At 60.0% G+C, this 15,062-nt stretch carries 15 protein-coding genes and 1 pseudogene; 5 read left to right on the plus strand and 11 right to left on the minus strand.

Translation table 11 applies throughout. From position 1 onward, the window contains the following. Genes ftsW through mraZ form a run of 9 tightly spaced genes read right to left on the minus strand, consistent with a single transcriptional unit; the run spans position 1 to position 10,172 of the window. Positions 1 to 1,155 carry a putative lipid II flippase FtsW gene (gene ftsW / locus F3H98_RS01915; RefSeq protein ID WP_149757696.1) on the minus strand — a complete coding sequence of 385 codons (1,155 nt, stop codon included), beginning with the start codon at positions 1,153 to 1,155 and terminating at the stop codon, positions 1 to 3. Beyond that, positions 1,155 to 2,555 (minus strand): UDP-N-acetylmuramoyl-L-alanine--D-glutamate ligase, encoded by a 1,401-nt coding sequence (gene murD, locus F3H98_RS01920; protein WP_149757698.1) that lies wholly within the window; start codon positions 2,553 to 2,555, stop codon positions 1,155 to 1,157. Before murD ends, ftsW begins: the two co-directional genes overlap by 1 nt. A gap of 9 nt (positions 2,556 to 2,564) precedes the next feature. Beyond that, complete coding sequence (gene mraY / locus F3H98_RS01925; RefSeq protein ID WP_149757700.1) at positions 2,565 to 3,647, minus strand: phospho-N-acetylmuramoyl-pentapeptide-transferase; 1,083 nt, start codon at positions 3,645 to 3,647, stop codon at positions 2,565 to 2,567. A gap of 21 nt (positions 3,648 to 3,668) precedes the next feature. After that, the gene (locus F3H98_RS01930) at positions 3,669 to 5,099 is read right to left on the minus strand and encodes a UDP-N-acetylmuramoylalanyl-D-glutamyl-2,6-diaminopimelate--D-alanyl-D-alanine ligase (protein ID WP_149757702.1); all 1,431 of its coding nucleotides are present in this window, start codon (positions 5,097 to 5,099) and stop codon (positions 3,669 to 3,671) included. After that, positions 5,096 to 6,550 (minus strand): UDP-N-acetylmuramoyl-L-alanyl-D-glutamate--2,6-diaminopimelate ligase, encoded by a 1,455-nt coding sequence (locus F3H98_RS01935; protein ID WP_149757704.1) that lies wholly within the window; start codon positions 6,548 to 6,550, stop codon positions 5,096 to 5,098. Before F3H98_RS01935 ends, F3H98_RS01930 begins: the two co-directional genes overlap by 4 nt. Before the next feature lie 59 nt (positions 6,551 to 6,609). Next, positions 6,610 to 8,319, minus strand: coding sequence for a peptidoglycan D,D-transpeptidase FtsI family protein (locus F3H98_RS01940; protein ID WP_149757706.1), 1,710 nt, complete (start codon positions 8,317 to 8,319; stop codon positions 6,610 to 6,612). Then, positions 8,316 to 8,690 carry a cell division protein FtsL gene (gene ftsL / locus F3H98_RS01945; protein WP_149757708.1) on the minus strand — a complete coding sequence of 125 codons (375 nt, stop codon included), beginning with the start codon at positions 8,688 to 8,690 and terminating at the stop codon, positions 8,316 to 8,318. The genes F3H98_RS01940 and ftsL overlap by 4 nt, the downstream gene beginning before the upstream one ends. 4 nt (positions 8,691 to 8,694) lie before the next feature. Beyond that, positions 8,695 to 9,711 carry a 16S rRNA (cytosine(1402)-N(4))-methyltransferase RsmH gene (gene rsmH, locus F3H98_RS01950; protein ID WP_149757710.1) on the minus strand — a complete coding sequence of 339 codons (1,017 nt, stop codon included), beginning with the start codon at positions 9,709 to 9,711 and terminating at the stop codon, positions 8,695 to 8,697. Then, complete coding sequence (gene mraZ, locus F3H98_RS01955) at positions 9,708 to 10,172, minus strand: division/cell wall cluster transcriptional repressor MraZ (protein ID WP_149757713.1); 465 nt, start codon at positions 10,170 to 10,172, stop codon at positions 9,708 to 9,710. The genes rsmH and mraZ overlap by 4 nt, the downstream gene beginning before the upstream one ends. A 459-nt stretch (positions 10,173 to 10,631) precedes the next feature. On the opposite strand from mraZ, the pseudogene F3H98_RS32495 reads away from it, so the two are divergent. From F3H98_RS32495 to F3H98_RS01965, 3 genes and pseudogenes are all read left to right on the plus strand, one after another. After that, a pseudogene (locus F3H98_RS32495) lies at positions 10,632 to 10,901 on the plus strand (Arm DNA-binding domain-containing protein); the annotation flags it as partial. A gap of 24 nt (positions 10,902 to 10,925) precedes the next feature. Then, positions 10,926 to 11,831, plus strand: a complete 906-nt coding sequence (locus F3H98_RS01960) for a tyrosine-type recombinase/integrase (protein ID WP_244621564.1) — start codon at positions 10,926 to 10,928, stop codon at positions 11,829 to 11,831. Positions 11,832 to 12,201: 370 nt separating this feature from the next. Then, the gene (locus F3H98_RS01965) at positions 12,202 to 12,477 is read left to right on the plus strand and encodes a hypothetical protein (RefSeq protein WP_149757717.1); all 276 of its coding nucleotides are present in this window, start codon (positions 12,202 to 12,204) and stop codon (positions 12,475 to 12,477) included. A gap of 61 nt (positions 12,478 to 12,538) precedes the next feature. Here F3H98_RS01965 and F3H98_RS01970 read toward each other — a convergent pair whose 3' ends face one another. Further along, positions 12,539 to 12,814, minus strand: a complete 276-nt coding sequence (locus tag F3H98_RS01970; RefSeq protein WP_149757719.1) for a hypothetical protein — start codon at positions 12,812 to 12,814, stop codon at positions 12,539 to 12,541. A gap of 621 nt (positions 12,815 to 13,435) precedes the next feature. Between F3H98_RS01970 and F3H98_RS01975 the strand changes: the two genes are divergently transcribed. Together F3H98_RS01975 and F3H98_RS01980 are read left to right on the plus strand one after the other, a co-directional pair. After that, entirely contained in the window at positions 13,436 to 14,107 is a 672-nt protein-coding gene (locus F3H98_RS01975; RefSeq protein ID WP_149757720.1) for a hypothetical protein, read from the plus strand. A gap of 13 nt (positions 14,108 to 14,120) precedes the next feature. Further along, the gene (locus tag F3H98_RS01980; RefSeq protein ID WP_149757721.1) at positions 14,121 to 14,402 is read left to right on the plus strand and encodes a hypothetical protein; all 282 of its coding nucleotides are present in this window, start codon (positions 14,121 to 14,123) and stop codon (positions 14,400 to 14,402) included. A gap of 89 nt (positions 14,403 to 14,491) precedes the next feature. On the opposite strand, the gene F3H98_RS01985 is transcribed toward F3H98_RS01980, so the two are convergent. Further along, a complete protein-coding gene (locus tag F3H98_RS01985) occupies positions 14,492 to 15,040 on the minus strand; it encodes a hypothetical protein (protein WP_149757722.1) in 549 nt (182 codons plus the stop codon). Positions 15,041 to 15,062 lie beyond the last annotated feature (22 nt).

Below are 15,062 nucleotides of genomic sequence, written 5' to 3' on the forward strand. Positions count from 1 at the left end.
TTATTCGGCGGCGACCGTTCGCCGGGCGAAATTCATGACGCCCGGCTGCTTGCGCTTTTCCGGCCGCTTTCGCGTCAGCGCCAGCACCATGCCCATCGATATGGCGATGGCGATCAACGACGAGCCGCCGTAGGAGATGAATGGCAGCGTCATGCCCTTGGCGGGCATCAGCTGCAGGTTCACGCCCATGTTGATGATCGACTGGAAGCCGAAAACGATGACCAGGCCGGCGACGCTGTAGCGGGTGAAATCGTCCTGCTCCTTCAGCGCAATGTTCAGTCCGCGAAGCACAATGAAGGCGAACAGGAGCATGATGGCGAAGCACAGAACGATGCCGAACTCCTCGCCGGCGACGGCGAAGACGAAGTCCGCATGGCTGTCGGGGATCACCCGCTTCACGGTACCCTCACCCGGGCCGACGCCGAACCAGCCGCCATTGACCACCGCCTCGCGGCCCATGTCGACCTGGAACGTATCGCCCTCGCCGGTCATGAAGCGGTCGATGCGCCCGGCGACGTGCGGAAAGATCGTATAGGCCGCGACCGCGCCGCCGGCGCCGAGCGCGCCGAGCACCATGATCCACAGCCACGGCATGCCGGCCATGAAGAACATGACGCCCCAGGTGCCGAGCACCAGCATAGTCTGGCCAAGGTCGGGCTGCGCGACCAGCAGCGCCACCACCAGGCCAAGCAGGATCATGGCGAACAGGTTGCCCGGAATGTCAGGCTGGCGGGCATGTTCGGCAAACAGCCAGGCGCATACAATGACGAACGCCGGCTTCAGGAACTCCGAGGGCTGGATCGACAGACCCGCCATCGACACCCAGCGCCGCGCTCCCTTGACCTCGACGCCGACATAAAGCGCGGCAACCATCAGCACTAGCGAGATGCACAGGATCACCAGCGCCATTCGCCTGATCTGCCGCTGGTCAAGGAACGATACCGACAGCATGGCGATCAGCGCCGGGACTGTGTAGACGATCTGGCGCGTCGCGAAATGGAAACTGTCGAGGCCGATGCGTTCGGCGACCGCCGGGCTGGCAGCAAACGACAGCACGATACCCAGCCCCATCAGCGACAGGAACGCGGCCAGGAACCAGCGGTCGATCGTCCACCACCAGTTGGCAACAGGACTCGTATCAACCCGGCTCACCATCAGCGTATTCCTCCGATCGCCTGCATGCCCTTGATCGCATTCACCGCAGTGCGGAAGGCATCGCCGCGCACCTCGAAATTCTTGAACTGGTCGAAACTCGCGCACGCCGGCGACAGCAGAACCACCGCCTCGCCGCTTCCATCGCGCGCCGCGTCGGCCGCTGCGTGTTCCACCGCCGCATCCAGCGTGCCCGAGATTTCGTAAGGAACCGTTTCACCGAGCGTCGCAGAAAAGGCGGGAGCCGCCTCACCGATCAGATAGGCCTTGGCGATGCGTGGGAAGAAGCTCCGCAGCGGCTCGATGCCGCCTTCCTTGGCCAGACCGCCGGCGATCCAGTAGATGCGACCGAAACTCGACAGCGCGGGTGCTGCCGCATCTGCGTTGGTCGCCTTGGAATCGTTGACGAAGAGCACATGGTCCTTGTGGCCGACCTGCTCCATCCGGTGCGCGAGCCCTGGAAAGCTGTCGAGGCCCGACTGTATCTCGCGCGGGCTCAAGCCGACTTTCATGCAGGCGGCGATTGCCGCGAGCGCGTTCTGCGCATTGTGCTGGCCGCGCAGCGAGCCGATGTCCTCGAGCGTCGCGATACGGCTGAAGCGACCATTCTCGGCCTGCATCAGGTTGGCGCCGTCGGCGAACAGCCCGTCGGTCAGCGGCAACCGCTTCGAGATGCGGACCACTTCCTTGCCCGCCCGTTCCAGGCGGTCGGCGATCTGCACGCAGAACACATCGTCGACGCCGATGATTGCCGTCTCGCTGCCAGCCACCAGGCGTTCCTTGATGGAGGCATAGTGCTGGATGGTGCCATGGCGGTCGAGATGATCGGGCGTCAGGTTGAGCAGGATGCCGGCGCTCGGATTGACCGACGGGGCAAGCTCAATCTGGTAGGACGAGCACTCCACCACATAGTGCTTATCCGCCCGCGGCGGATCGAGCGTCATCACGGCGCGGCCGATATTGCCGCCCATCTGGGTGTCGCGGCCGGCGTCGGCCAGCACATGCGAGGTCAGCGCCGTGGTGGTCGACTTGCCGTTGGTGCCAGTGATGGCGACGAACGGCGCGTCCGGCGCGCGCGCCGTGCGCTCGCGCGCGAAAAGCTCGATGTCGCCGATGATCTCGACGCCGGCGCCGCGCGCCAGTTCGACGGTCCAGTGCGGTTTCGGATGCGTCAACGGCACGCCGGGCGACAGCACGAACGAAGCAAACCCGCTCCAGTCCGCGGCCCGCAGGTCGCCCACCGGAATGCCGCTTTCGGCAGCCTTTGTGATGCTGTCGGGATTGTCGTCCCAAGCCAGAACCTCGGCGCCGCCTTCCTTCAAGGCGAGCGCCGTCGCCCGCCCCGAACCGCCTAGGCCGAAAAGCGCTACTTTCTTGTTGGCGAATGTCTGTGCCGGGATCATCAACGCTCCTCAGCGCAGCTTCAGGCTGGAAAGGCCGATCAGCGCCAGGATCACCGCGATGATCCAGAAGCGGATCACCACCTGACTTTCGGTCCAGCCCAGTTTTTCGAAATGGTGGTGGATCGGCGCCATGAGAAACACGCGCCGCCCGGTCATCTTGAACACGCCCACCTGGATGATGACCGAAAGCGCTTCGACGACGAACAGGCCGCCGATGATCGCCATGACGATCTCGTGCTTGGTCGCCACAGCGACCGCGCCGATGAGACCACCGAGCGCCAATGAGCCGGTATCACCCATGAAGATCGCCGCCGGCGGCGCATTGAACCAGAGGAAGCCGAGGCCGGCGCCGATCACGGCGCCCAGCACCACGGACAATTCGCCCGTGCCGGGTACGAAATGGATCTGCAGATATTCGGCAAAGACCGCGTTACCGGAGAGATATGCGATGACGCCGAAGGAGGCCGCGGCGACCATGATCGGAACGATGGCGAGGCCGTCGAGGCCGTCGGTAAGATTCACCGCATTGCCAGCCCCCACGATGACGAAGGCTGCGAAGGGCACGAAGAACCAGCCCAGATTGAGCAGAAAGTCCTTGATGAAAGGAAACGTCAGCGAGGACGAGAACGGTGCCTGGCCATTGTGCATGATGATCCAGGAGGCGATAGCCGCGACGAGGAACTCGAGAGCAAGCCGCGCCTTGCCGGAAACGCCCAGATGCGATTGCTTCGTCACCTTGAGGTAGTCGTCATAGAAGCCGATCGCGCCGAAGCTCAAGGTCACCAGCATCAGGACCCAGACATAGACGCTCGACAGGTTTGCCCAAAGAAGCGTCGCGCCGATGATGCCGCACAGCATCATCAGTCCGCCCATTGTCGGGGTGCCGGCTTTCTTGAAGTGCGTCTGCGGGCCGTCGGCCCGGATCGGCTGGCCGCGCCCCTGCCTGATCCGCAGGGAGTCGATGATCATCGGTCCGAACAGAAAGACGATCAGCGCCGAGGTTATCAAAGCGCCGCCGGTGCGGAAGGTGATGTAGCGGAAAACGTTGAACACCGAGAGTTCGTCGGCGAAATCAACGAGCAGCATGAGCATGCGATGGGTCCCCTGGCGCGGTCAGACGCGCTTCGTTCTGGCTTGCGCCGGAAAATGATTGACGAGTGCGTCGACGAGCCGTGAAAAACCCATGCGCATGGACGATTTGATCATGATGGCGTCGCCCGGCCGCACCGCATCAGTCAGCAGACCGGAAAGTTCCTCGGTCGTTGCGCGGTGTTCCACCGGAAAGCCAGCCGGCAGCGCGTCGGCAAGCGCCGACATTTCCGGCCCGGCCAGAAAAATCATGTCGGTTCCGGTGCGAATGACGACTTCCGCCAGCCCGGCGTGAAACTCGGCCGAATGTTCGCCGAGTTCCAGCATGTCGCCGAGAACGGCGATGCGCCGGCCCGATCCGTTGATGGGCGTGGCGCCCAGAAGTTCGAGCGCCGCGCGCATCGAGGTCGGGTTGGCGTTATAGCTTTCATCGATAAGCGCGATGACGCCTTCCGGGTGCGGCAGCAAGTGGCGCTTGCCGCGGCCCCGCTCTGCCGTCAACGTGGCAAGTGCCGGCGTGACCTTGTCGAGATTGGCGCCCGCGATGTAAGCCGCACCCAGCACCGCAAGCGTGTTCTGCACGACGTGGCGGCCTGGAGCGCCGATCCTGGCGCTGATCTCGTTGCCGCCGATCTTGGCGACGATAGCGGAGTTGTCGCCATGCAAGGTGCAGGCGAGCAGCCGGAAATGGGCGCGCGGATTCTCGCCGAAGCCGACGACATGCGCGACGCCGGCGTCGCGCGCCAGCTTGCCCAGCAGCTTGGAACGCGGATCGTCTCGGTTGAGGATCGCATAGCCGCCCGGCTCTATACCTTCGAAGATCTCGGCTTTTGCCCGGGCGATCTCGTCCATGTTCTTGAAAAAGCCGAGATGCGCCTCGGCGATCACGGTGATGATGGCTATGTGCGGCCGCACCAGCTTGGCCAGCGGGCGGATTTCGCCGGGGTGGTTCATGCCGATCTCGAACACGGCATAGTCGCAGTCTTCCGGGGTACGCGCCAAAGTCAGCGGCACTCCCCAGTGATTGTTGAATGATTTGTCCGCGGCGTGCACCTTGCCGACCGCCGAAAGCACGTGCCGCAGCGCCTCCTTCGTGCTGGTCTTGCCGGCCGAACCGGTCACCGCGATGATCTTGGCCCGGGTCCGCGCCCGTGCCGCGGCGCCCGCCTTTTCGAGCGCCGCCAGAACGTCCGGCACGACGATCATCGGCACCGTCAGCCGGCCCAGCGCTGGCAGCTTGCCTTCCGCGACGACCAGCAGGGCCGCCCCTGCCTTGATCGCGGCGGTCGCGAAATCATGGCCGTCGAACTGATCGCCCCTGATCGCGAAGAAAGCATCGCCGGGACGCAGCGTGCGGCTGTCTATGGAAATTCCCGAAACGCCGGCAACGGTCTGTCCGAAGGGGCGGCCGCCAGTGGCCTCGACAAGATCGTTGAACGTCCACAATAGATTCATGCGGCACGCTCCTTGAGCGCATTGCGCACCTCGTCATGATCCGAGAACGGGAATGTCTCGGCTCCGATTGTCTGGCCTTCCTCATGGCCCTTGCCGGCCACAATCAGCGTATCGCCCGGCTGCAACATCGACACCGCGTGATGGATCGCCGTGCGGCGGTCGCCGATTTCGATGGCGCCCGGTGCAGCCGCCATGATCGCGGCCCTAATTTCGGCCGGCACTTCCGAGCGAGGATTGTCGTCGGTGACGATTGCGATATCGGCCAGCCGGGTAGCGATCTCGCCCATGATAGGCCGTTTGCCGCGGTCGCGATCACCGCCGCAGCCGAACACCACGACGACGCGACCGGTGGTGAAGGGACGCACCGAGGCGAGCACGTTTTCAAGCGCGTCGGGCTTGTGCGCATAGTCGACATAGACCGGAGCTCCATTGGCCGTTGTGCCGACCAGTTCCAGCCGCCCGGATGCACCCTTCAACTTTTCCAGCGCCCTGAGTGCGGTTGCCGCAGGCGTGCCTGTGGCAATGGCGAGGCCTGCTGCGACGAGCGCGTTATAAATCTGGAAATCGCCGGCGAGCGGCAGGTCGATCTCGTGGATGATGCCATCGGCGATGATTTCGGCGCGCTGCCGGAAGCGTTCATGCTCGACGCGCTTCAATTGCAGGAAAGAGCCGTGCCGGCCAACGGTCAGCACATTCAATCCAGCTGCCTTGGCAGCCTCGACGGTCGGCTCCGACCATGCATCGTCCGCGAAAACAATCGCAGGCGCACCTTTGGCGAGAAGCATGTCGAACAGGCGCAGCTTCGAATGATGATAGTGCTCGACCGTCGGATGGTAATCCATGTGATCGCGGCCGAGATTGGTGAAGGCGCCCGCCGCTAGCCTCACGCCGTCGAGCCGACGCTGGTCGAGACCGTGGCTGGATGCCTCCATCGCGGCATGGGTGACGCCCGATTTGGCCAAGTCGGCCAGCAGGCCATGCAGGGCAACTGGGTCGGGCGTTGTCAGTGAACCGTATTCGTTGCGGCCCGGCGCGATGACCCCGGTGGTTCCGATGCTGGCGGCGGCGAAACCCGCCTGCTCCCAGATCTGCCGCACGAAGGAGGCAACCGACGTCTTGCCGCTGGTGCCGGTCACCGCGACCATGGTTTCGGGCTGGTTGACGAAGAAGCGCGCCGCCGCGAGCGCCAGAGCCCGGCGCGGGTCTTCGATCTCGATCAGCGGAACGGGCAAATTGCCGGCAACGGCTCCTCTTGCAGCGACAATCGCGGCGGCGCCGCGCTTGATGGCGTCGGCTGCAAAAACAGCACCGTCGATTTTGCTTCCGGGCAGAGCAAAAAAGAGCGCACCCGCCTCGGTTTTCCGCGAATCCGAGGAAATTCCGGAAACAGCGATGCCGCCGAGTTGCGCCCCGTCGACAGGCAGGATCCCGGAAAAGTCACTGAGTTTCATTTAATTCCAGTCATTTAGCGCAGTAGCGTTCCTTTTGTTGTCCCCGGAACGCTTGAGAATCACTGATAGGAAACGAGCGTTGCCTCATTTTCTTGACTGAATTCAGGCTTCACGCCAAGCAGAGAGGCCGAACGGCGAATAATATTGGCAACAATCGGCGCAGCATTCATACCCGCCGTTGCCGGCAATCCGGGTTTCTCTGGCTTCGGTTCGTCGACGATCGACAGCACGATATATTGTGGATCGTCCATCGGAAACGATGCGACGAAGGCATTGAAGCGAACCGTTGAAGAATAGCGGCCATTGACGACTTTTTCAGCGGTACCGGTCTTGCCCCCGACCCTATAGCCCGGCACGGTCGCCCGCTTGCCGGAGCCGCCAGGGGCTGTCGCGTTCAGCAGGTAGAGATACCGCATATCCGCCGACGTCTTGTTCTCCACCACCTTGGTCGCGCCGGCCAACGCCTCTTCGGCCGTCCTTGGCAGGAACGTCGGGCTCATCAGGTAGCCGCCATTCATCAAGGCGGCCGCGCCCACCGCGGTCTGCATCGGTGTTGTAGAGAACCCGTGGCCGAATGCGGCGGTGATCGAGTGCACCTTTTTCCAGACCTTCGGCTCGGTCGGCCTGGCGACCTCCGGCAGTTCCGTCGACATGCGGTCGAGCAAGCCCAGGCGCTTCAGAAACTCACGATGCCCCTCGACACCGACGACATCCGCCTCGCGCGCCGAGCCGATATTCGACGAATAGATGAATACCTCCGGCACCGTCAGCACACGGCCCTTGCCGTGGAAGTCGCGGATAGTCTGGCGCCCTATGGTGATCGGCCGGCTGGCGTCGAACTTGCTGTCCAAGGTCACCTTGCCTGAATCGAGCGCCATCGCGGTCGTGAAGCTCTTGATGGTCGAACCCATTTCGTAGAGGCCACCGGTCATCCGGTTAAGGCGGTCTTTGTCCTGCGCGTTGTAGGGATTGTTCGGATCGAAATCCGGCACCGACGCCATGGCCAGTACTTCGCCGGTCTTGACGTTGAGCACCACGGCGCCCGCTGCGATAGCGTGATAACGGGTAAGGGCCGCGCTGATCTCGTCGCGCACGATGTGCTGGACTCGCAGATCGATCGACAGCTTTACCGGCTGCAGGTCCCGCTCGGTGGCCAGGCCCGAGGCCTGCAGATCAGCCAGGCCCTGGCTATCGATGTATTTCTCGATGCCGGCAATGCCCTGGTTGTCGATGTTGACGAGACCCAGAATCTGCGAAGCCGTCGGCCCGCCCGGATAGAAGCGCCGCTTCTCGGTGCGGAAACCGATGCCCGGGATGCCGAGCTGCATGATGTCGTTCTGCTGCTTTGGCGACAGCTGGCGTTTCAGCCAGACGAAACCAGTGCCGCTCTTCAGCTTGTTGTAGGTCTGCTCATAGTCGAGATCGGGCAATACCGACGATATCTTCTCCAGCGCCTCGTCTGCATCGACAATGCGGCGCGGTTCGGCAAACAGCGAGGCGGTCTTGATGTCGGTCGCCAGCACCTCGCCATTGCGGTCGACAATGTCGGGCCGCGATGCCGTCACGCGGCTTGCCGGACCACCGGAATCGTCGGGATTCTGCATGCCGAGATAGACCAGCCGGCCGCCGATGATCGAATAGATGCCGAAGAACGCCGCCATCGTCATCAGGACGCGGTTCTTCGCCCTTCCTCCGGTCGCTTTGCGGGCGCCCTCGACAACGATCGAACTGTCGCGCTCGGCCTTCTTCTTGCGCCACCTGCCGATCATTGCACGATCCCTCCCGTAACTGTCGGGTCCTGCCCGCTGTCGGCCATGCCGCCGAGCCGCTGGTTGGAGAGGTCCTGGATTTCGACCGGACGCACCGGCAACTGATCGAGCCCGACGATCTGGTTCGCTTCGACAGGCTGCAGCGCGAGTTCGTTGCGATAGGTCTCGGCCAGCTTCTGTAGCCGCGATGGCTGCGTCAGCAGGCTCCAATCCGCCCGCAAAAGCGTTATCGTGTCTTCCTCGAGCTTGATCTGCGCCTCGATCTTGCGGACCTCGTCACGACGGGTCTCGGCTTCGTGCTTGGTCTTGTAGGTAAAGGCTGCGGCCGAAACCATCACGGCAATCAGGACGATATCGCTGGTACGAAACACGTTGTTACCTTTCCCCCGGCGACTGGACGTCCGGCAGTTTCGGGAATCCGAAGATCGAGTGGTCGGCCGCACGCGCGTCTGCTTCCGTGCGCACGCCGCTTCGCAGTTTTGCCGAGCGCGCGCGCGGGTTTCGCGCCGCTTCCTCGTCCGAGGCAGGCTGCGCCTTGCTCGCCTTTTCGAACGTCGCCGGCTGGATGGCGACTTCCGGCATGTGCCTCGATCCGCCGCCAGTTCCGGAACGGTCGGCGAAGAAGCGCTTCACGATGCGGTCTTCGAGCGAATGGAAAGTCACCACGACCAGCCTTCCGCCGGGCTTCAGCGCCCGTTCGGCGGCGAACAGCGCACGCGCCAGTTCCCCAAGCTCGTCGTTGACGAAAATCCGCAGCGCCTGGAAGACGCGCGTTGCCGGGTGGATCTTGTCCTTGGGATTGCGGCCAACCAGCGTTTCGATCGCCTCGGCAAGATCGCGCGTTCGGGCGAACGGCCGCTCCGCCGCACGCTTCTCGATCATCCGCGCGATGCGGCCGGCATGACGTTCCTCGCCAAGAAAGCCAAAGATACGGGCGAGATCGCCCGCCTTGAAACGGTTGACGACGTCGGCCGCACTCATCCCGGCCTGCGCCATGCGCATGTCGAGGGGGCCGTCTGCGCGGAACGAGAAACCACGCTCGGCCTGGTCAAGCTGCATCGACGACACGCCGATATCGAGAACCACGCCGTCGGCGCTCTCCACATGCTCGTCCAGCCGCGAGAACGGGCCGTAGACAAGGCGCAGCCTCCCTTGCGACTGCGCTTCGAGCTCCCGCCCCGCGGCAACGGCATCCGGGTCGCGATCGATCGCGACGACCGTAGCGCCGTCGGCAAGCAGCGCCTTCGTATAACCGCCAGCGCCAAAAGTGCCGTCGACGATCGTCTGGCCGTCGAGCGGCGCCAGCGCCGCCAGCACCTCGTCGAGGAGAACCGGGATGTGGCGGGCCGGTCCGCCATCGGCGTGAAGATCTTCGCCGTGACCCGTCATCATCCCGTTTCTCCGGCGATCCGCGACGCGGCCGCCTGGCGAAGCTTGAGCAACCGCGCCCGCGCCTCGGCGCCATAGGCCTTCAACCGCTCCGGCTCCCATATCTGGAAAAAATTGCCGCGCCCGACGAACGCCACATCCGTCGAAATCCCCGTATGCTCGCGGATGAAGTCGTTGACCGTGATGCGGCCGTCCTGGTCGAGTTTCAGGAACGCTCCGTCGCCATGGATGAAGAACGACATGTCGTCCGCCGCCTGCAGGAAGGGATCTTCCCGCGCGATCCGCTCCTCGTACCGGTCGAGCAGATCGAGCCCGCCGACATCCAGCGCCGGGATGTCCAGTGCCCGCAGGGCATAGAGTTCCGAGTAACCGCGCTTCTGCACCACGGAACGGAAATGCGCCGGCACGGAAACCCGCCCCTTGGCGTCTATCCTGTTCACTGCATTTGACAGAAACCGGTCCATCACTCGATACAGCCGCCGCCGCGCCCCTTTCCATCATTTCCCACGCGCCGAGGCGCCGCCCATTCCAGACCTTTTCTTCGCAGCAGCAGCCAAGGCTTTCGCCCCCGGAAGCCGCCGCGGCTGCCGGTTTGGCGAACGCTTCACCCGAAACTGGAACGAAGTCTTGATTGAGTTTATGGGATATCATGGGGCAGTATGGGCGTCAACGGGAACTGGCTACACAAACCAGCCGAACGCCCGTTCCAAACCCGAGCTATCGGCATTCGGACATTTATCGTCTATTAAGCCTAACGAAACGTAAAACTCCCGATGTTTTACCGAGTACTATTGTCTTTTAATAAGCCAATCAAATCAACGGCATAGCTTGTACGGCGAGGAAACCTGTCCTAGGCAAATAGCTACTGCCTACTAGGGACGAAACCTATTAGGCGCCCTATTCCCACCAAATGGGTCTCGCCAATGCCTAGGATTCCGCTAACCAAAACTGCAATCGATGCCATTCCCCACCCGCCATCCGGCCAACAATTGTTCTGGGACGCCAATCTACGCGGCTTCGGCCTGCTAGTCGGAAAACGGACGAAAACGTTTGTGGTCGAATGCTCGATCCATGGGAGCTCACGCCGAGCGACCGTCGGCCGGTATGGGGATCTGACAGTCGTCCAAGCACGCACCCGGGCGAGCGCGATGCTAGGCGATATGAGGGGTCGAGGAATTGACCTCACGGCGGAACGGCGACAAGCGACCGCAGACGGGATGACGCTCAAAGAGGCGTGGGAACTCTACCGATCTTACCTACAAGCGAAAAACAGAGCGCCGAGGACGATCAGCCAGTACGAGGAATCTCTTCGGTATTGGTTGAACGACTGGATGGACAAGCCGCTTGTATCGATCACGCGAACCAAGGCCCACGAGAGGCATGTGAAGCTCACAAAGGAAAACGGTTCATTTGCCGCCAACATGGCTATGAAGATTCTTCGAGCCATATGGAACAGGTCAAGGCGTCAATACCCCAGCCTCCCCGAAGCACCGACCGCAAATGTGGATTTTCATTTCGAAGGCCCTCGCCTGCTGGATGGGCAGGCTCCCATCATCCCGTACGAATTGCTTCCGAAATGGTACCAAGCCGTGATGCAAACGGATAATCCGATCAGACGGGACCTCTTTCTGTTTCTACTCTTTACCGGAACACGCTCCGAAGAGTGTCGTTCGCTCAAATGGAAGCAGGTGGATTTGAAAGATGCGACGGTTCATTTCCCGGTCACCAAGACCAAGCCCTTCACGCTACCATTATCCGATTACCTGATCGAGATTTTGGAAAGGAGACGAGCCTGCAACGTTACCCGCGTGCACTTCGGCGACAGCGAATATGTGTTCCCCGGGCACACAGAAACGGGATATGCAGCCGTTCCTCTCTTGCATGGCGACGAGTTGAAGCGCCACCCGCTGCGTTGGACGCCTCATGTGCTACGCCACACCTACGTAACGATCTCAGAGAACTACGCCACCATCCCGTCCCATCATGCGCGATTGCTGGTAAACCACGCCAGCCTCAAGGGTGATGTCCACAATCGCTACAACCACGCCTCGCTTGGCAATCTGCGACAGTCGCAACAGGCGGTCACTGACGCGTTGAAGTCTGCCTGCGGCATCGCTGCCTAGACCGCGACATGGATACCAAAGAACTTCGTAATCAATTGTATGGGCCGATCGTTACGCTCCGAACTAGCACTCGGGCCGGAAGCGGTTCGCGGCTGTACGCGGCGGTATTGGCCGAAGCGCGAGCGACGGAAAGAATTATACTGCCCGTATAATTCTTTCACTTCCGCCCCGCACAGCCCGGCGGCTCCGGCCGCTGTGCGATTAGATAGTTGAATTTAAAGCTACTTTAAATTCAAAGCCTCATTTCCGCCCGAACGTCCCAAGAATGACCTTTGCTCCTGCGGTCAAATGTTATCTACTTCAGGTTGCATCTCTTCGCCAAGTGTCTTAGTTAACAACCTATAGATGCACAGCAAAGGAGCAACCGCACATGACTGATAAGACCACGAAGAAGACCACCACTAAGACCAAGAAGCCTGCCGCCAACAAGCCTGCCGCCGCCAAGAAGGAAGCAGGTCCCACCAAGAAAGGCACCGTGCTTGAGATGCTCAAGGCCGAGGGAGGCACGACGATCGAAGCAATCGTTGCCAAGCTCAGCGTCAGTAACATCGCTGCTCGTTCGCTGATCGGAGACGTGCGGCGCATGGGAGTTGCCGTTGCGCGTGTAGACGAAGGAGGAAAGCCGACCACGTTCACCGCTGCATAAGCCCGGGTACGCGAATCAAACAGGGGCGTCTCGAAAGGGCGCCCCTTTTTGTTGACCATCACTACTCCAACGTCTCAATCCGTTTGATGATTGCTCCATTCGTCTTACGCATCTCATCGCGATAACCGCGAACCTCGGTTCGAAGTCGTTGGAATTGGCCGTTGACCTCAGCACGAAAGGCGGAAAAGTCGGAACGAAGGTTTTCGAGTTCCAACTGCATTCCATCCATCTGACCCTGCATTCCAACCACTCGCGCTAGTAGAAGCTCCTGATTGTCGTTGACGCGAATGATGCTCTTGGCAATGGCGTCGAGCCTCTTATTGGTCTCGTCACTCATGCCGCCTCTGTATGCCCGGGCTTTGGTGCAGGGAGCTTACCCTTAGAACGCCTCCGGCGCTCGGCGTGCTGTTCGAGTAACCTGTGAATGTACTGATTGATCGTAAGATCCTCATCTCCCGCCCATTGCTTAATCGTTTGGAATAGTTCTCGCTCAATCAGCATCCCGTACTGGTTTCTTGGTACCGTTGATTTGCGTCGTTTCCACATTGGATTTGTCACTCCAGGGTTAAAAGCAAAACCGCCTACGAGCAGGTGCCGTAAACGGTTTCAATTGCGGATGGCGAAGGATGGATATGTGTGGGTCAGGCACCATGGTTACTTAGTCCGTCTTTAAACCCATGCTGTTTGCCCTGCATCGCAATGCAGTTTTGGTGGGCGCGACCACATGTGAGGCGGACCCCACACGCGGGCAAACGTCGCGCGCTATAACGTCTGACATAGGCCAACATCCATCCCCCACCAGTAATTTATTGTCTTTCTTAGTATACTAGCAAAATTATATAAGTAACGCAAGCGGTATTTTGGGTACCATCCAAAATAAACGCAGTGGCTTACTTGTATCACCCTCACTTATATGTTATAATTTGTAGAACATTACAGTAATAGGTGGAGTAATACTATGGTAGATTTGTCGCAGAGGGAACTCCTAGCCATCACCAAGGACGAGCGTGATTGGCTGGCGAGGGAGCATCCAGATATAAAGGTCTCAGACAAACCAAATACTTATACCGATTTGATTGTCTGTGAACCGAGAACAGGCAAATGGTCGATTGAACCATTGTATGTGGTCAACGTTCTGGATGATGTTGAGGATGCACTACGTGACCTTTTAGACAACAGAACATTCTCGACGGGGCTGTATAGCTGTGCCGATAGCGAAGCTGAAATTACGTGTGATTGTGATCGCGAGGGCTGCGACATCCATTACTCCTCACCAGAGGAATGGGTAGAGCATCTAAAGCATAATGCTACCAACCTATGGAATGATATTGAGCGCCACACCGAGGCTATATTGCAGGGCGATTATCACCAGCCGCAAACGCTGCTCGAACGCATAGAAATCGCCTACAGAGCAGTCGACAAGCACTACGACATGATGGCCACAGAGCGCCCTCTGTCAGACATGTTCGCAGGCCTTCATCTATTGCGCCTACTCAATGGGCTGAAAGTTAGCCAACTGGAACAGGCGATGAGCCCCGCCCACCTACGTCGCTATGGTGAAATAATCCGTCTTCAAGGGCTCAAGTTCAATGCTCGGTCTAAAGCCTTTCGGCGCTCAAGTGAACGGTAAGGACGGCCAACCAATGTGCGAAGAACCGATGACGCAAAAGGACATGGCCCGTGGTTTGTTTCACAGGGTCTTTCAGATTTGCATGTGGCTGGAGGAATCCAAAGAGCAAGGGGCAACGGTGCCCGGCAATATAGAGGACAAGCTAGACGCCTTGTATAGGGCAGCCGATGATTGGCTAGAACCATTCAAAGCCGAAATGGCGGCTGCGGCAATTAAGTCGATTGAACAAGAGGAAGCTAGAGAGGCGGCAGAACGGGAGAGACGGAGAAAGAATTCCCGTTCACCTGACCGATAGGGCCGGCTACAGCCGTTCTTGCCGCTGCCCGGGTACATGCTCGGGCATCGTGCTTATCACGCCCCAGGACGGCGGCTTTAACCGTTATCCTAGAAATAGCGGTAGGTTGGAAACTTCGACTCGTCGGGTACTCGTTTGTACTTCTCAAGAAGCTCTTCACGCATTGCCCAGATCGGTTCAGCAACAACGTCGACGTTTTTCCACGATGCTTCTACCGATCGCATAATGTGCTTTTGGCGAAGCTCAGTCACCGGTTGATCGACACGCTGACTACCTCTTCTGAGAATCCAAAGGAGTTGACGCTTTTGTATGTCATCAAGCGTCGCTAAGTTCGCAACTGCTTCATCATCGAATCTTTTGGCCTCGACTTTTCTCGCTGTTTCCGTCCTGCGATTCCCATACCAATCTTGTGTCTTACGACTGCCAAATCGGGCAGTATCGACAAGCATGACGACCAGTCCATAAAGTGCAGCAACCGCCGCCAAGGTGATATACAGTGGGGAGACAAGGCTAAACGGCCAAATTAGAAAAAGATTGAGAAGCAATAACGCCGCGCCACCAAAGAAAAGAACTGCTGCTGTGCGCACCGATTTAACGGTTTCAATCAGACCGTCTATAATCTCTTTAATGCCAACCAAATTTGCCCCCTAGTCCCGATTC

Source organism: Neomesorhizobium albiziae, assembly GCF_900114255.1.
Classification (GTDB): domain Bacteria; phylum Pseudomonadota; class Alphaproteobacteria; order Rhizobiales; family Rhizobiaceae; genus Neomesorhizobium; species Neomesorhizobium albiziae.